General features: G+C 36.4%; 4 protein-coding genes and 1 tRNA gene. 2 read left to right on the forward strand and 3 right to left on the reverse strand.

The window, feature by feature from the left end:
* Positions 1-308: 308 nt before the first annotated feature.
* Together CRJ00_RS17280 and CRJ00_RS17285 are read right to left on the reverse strand one after the other, a co-directional pair.
* Entirely contained in the window at positions 309-944 is a 636-nt protein-coding gene (locus CRJ00_RS17280) for a porin family protein (RefSeq protein ID WP_099367983.1), read from the reverse strand.
* A 184-nt stretch (positions 945-1,128) separates the two neighbouring features.
* Complete coding sequence (locus CRJ00_RS17285) at positions 1,129-1,770, reverse strand: porin family protein (protein ID WP_099367984.1); 642 nt, start codon at positions 1,768-1,770, stop codon at positions 1,129-1,131.
* A gap of 273 nt (positions 1,771-2,043) precedes the next feature.
* On the opposite strand from CRJ00_RS17285, the gene CRJ00_RS17290 reads away from it, so the two are divergent.
* Both CRJ00_RS17290 and CRJ00_RS17295 read left to right on the forward strand, forming a co-directional pair.
* Positions 2,044-2,114 (forward strand) — tRNA-Cys (locus CRJ00_RS17290).
* 28 nt (positions 2,115-2,142) lie between these two features.
* On the forward strand, positions 2,143-2,322 hold the full coding sequence (locus CRJ00_RS17295) for a spore protein (protein WP_099367985.1): 180 nt from the start codon (positions 2,143-2,145) through the stop codon (positions 2,320-2,322).
* Between the two features lie 96 nt (positions 2,323-2,418).
* Here the strand turns inward: CRJ00_RS17295 and CRJ00_RS19410 are convergent.
* Positions 2,419-2,642: transposase (locus tag CRJ00_RS19410; RefSeq protein WP_218962196.1), on the reverse strand; the 224-nt coding region annotated here is incomplete at its 5' end.

The following is a 2,642-nucleotide window of genomic DNA, read 5'->3' on the forward strand; positions in this document are numbered from 1 at the left end:
CCAACGACCTGCTTGAGTGTTTTCATGTTAATTTTTTGATGTGAAACTGAAAAATCAATAGTGAAACTTCCCTTGGACTTGTCTCCTTATGGATATTCAAGCTGGACTGTAATTCCGCCTTACATTCTGTTCTGTCTTAGGAAGCGAAAAAGAGGAAGGCCATCTCTAAAAATCAGTATGCTAAAAAAGCTACTAAGACAGCCCTAGGCTCTCCCTCTTTTCACTAAATACAGCAAATCTATAAAACAAAAAATGTCTCCTACATTTGCTTGACACAAACATAGGAGACAGCCTCTTTTGTTTTATATTTAAAATTGGAATCCTATACCAAAGGAAAGCACTCTATTTTTGTAATTCGGAGCATCGTCATCGGCTGCAATTTTCGTTAATCCTAAGCCATAACCTGCGTTGATCAGAAAACCGTTGGAAAGTTTGTAGCCTCCCATAAAGTTTAATCCCGCTTCAAATGCATTAGCTTCTTTATCATCTCCTGAGAAATCGATGTCTTCTTCGACAGATGCATCGTCATTACCACTGACAACAGATTTGTAGGTGCCGCTTAAAGCATATCCTACATATGGACCTGCGCCAAGGAATACATTTCCTGTTCCTGCAGGGATATAATAAACCGCATTAACCGGAATCTCTAAGGACATAATATTGACCGTAATTTTTCCAGAGGTTCCATTCACTTCACCTTCATATTTCGCTCCTTTTCCCTGTAGCGATAAACCAGGTTGAATGGAGAATTGCGGTGCTACGGGAATATCTGCAAATCCAGTGACATAGAAGGATGGATTCATTTTTTCATAATCTTTCAATTCATCTGAGAATGCCTCAGAAAACTTACCTAAGTTAACTCCTCCTTTTAAACCATAACTTACTTGTGCCATTGCTGCTGTTGAAATACAACTGACCAATGTGATTAAAAATAACTTTCTCATAATAATTGATGTTAAGTGTAATTATTAGTTATAGATAAAATAACAAAAGTCAAGCCAATGATTTACAGGTGTTTATGCAACCTTTAGAGATATAAAAAAGGCCGAGCTAATGCTCGACCTTTTCATATTTTAAGAGGATAGGATATAATTTCCTAAAATCTTTTGTTTTTCTATGCGTAGATGCTTAGAATTGGAAACCTAAACCGAATGATAATACGCGGTTAGAGAATTTGTTGTCTGAATTATCGCTAGGACTTAAATTAGACAATCCTAATCCGTAACCTGCATTGATCAACAATCCGTTTCCGAATTTGTAACCACCTAAGAAGTTAACACCAGCATCGATCAAGTTCATGTCCTTGTTATCACCAGAGAATTTAAGATCCCTGTCAACACTTCCTTCAACACCGCCTAATGCACCTTCAGCTTTAGTTTTACCAGAGATGTTGAAACCAACGTATGGACCAGCACCTAAGAACACATTACCTGTACCTGCAGGAATATAGTAAACTGCATTTACTGGGATTTCAACGGACATGGTATTAGTTGAAGAAGTTCCGCTTACATTATCTCCAGTCGCTTCATATTTAGCACCTTTACCTTGAAGGGAAACTCCAGGTTGGATAGAAAATTGAGGAGCTACTGGGATATCTGCAAAACCAGTTACATAGAAAGAAACATTATTTTTTTGGTAATCTTTTGCTTCTTCGGTTTGGTTGCTGTATTTACCTAAGTTAACACCTGCTTTTAAACCATAACTTGTTTGTGCTTGTGCACCTGCTGCTAACAATACTACAGCTCCGAATGATAGTAATAATTTTTTCATAGTCTTTATAGTTTTTTCAATTTTTAAATCAGCTCAACAACTGACACCAACATCCTTGCAAAGTTTAGACCAAAATCAAATTAACGTTAAAACATTTACTCTTATCACTTAATATTCAGTCAATTAATTTGAATAAAAATTGTTTTTCCACTGATAAATTCAGGTAAAATTCTTTTGGAGATGGATTTGAAAAAGAATAAAACCAGATAAAAGCAAAAAAGACTTTTAATATTCAAAAGTAAATCCTATTTTTGCATGCCTATTAAGGTAAAGGGTCGGATGGCCGAGTGGCTAGGCTGAGGTCTGCAAAACCTCCTACAGCGGTTCGAATCCGCTTCCGACCTCGTTTGAAAATTAAAAATATTGTTAACAATGGGAGTTACACGTTTAAAAAGAAAAGATAGAAGAAACAAAACTGTTGCACGTGTTGAAGTACAGTTTTTGAAATTAGGACGCAACATTGAACTAGGTTCAAAAAGCAAAATGTCCAAAGACAGTCAAATCACTAAAAATGACGAAATCTTAAACAAATTAGCTACTGACGCTAAATAAGTTTAGATTAAAAGGAAATATGAAGAAGGTGTCTAAAAAGGCACCTTCTTCTGTTTTATAGCTTTCTGGAGCTCCATTATAATTTCATGAGCAATATTAGGCTGCAAGTCGATGTTTTGTACTTTTCAGCATGTTGATGGCTTGATTTATCGCAAATAGGGAGTTTTTGCCACCTGGTTTACCGATAAAAGCTTTGTCTTTCCACTTTTTTGCCCATTTTCTGAGGTTATGGGCAATGGCCATCAAACCGAATTCCACAGCGACTTTATCCAGTCCTTTCATTGTGAACCGGGTAAACCTGTTGTTGCTTTTCATCTGAC

It is taken from the genome of Sphingobacterium sp. 1.A.4 (assembly GCF_002734245.1).
GTDB lineage: Bacteria > Bacteroidota > Bacteroidia > Sphingobacteriales > Sphingobacteriaceae > Sphingobacterium > Sphingobacterium tenebrionis.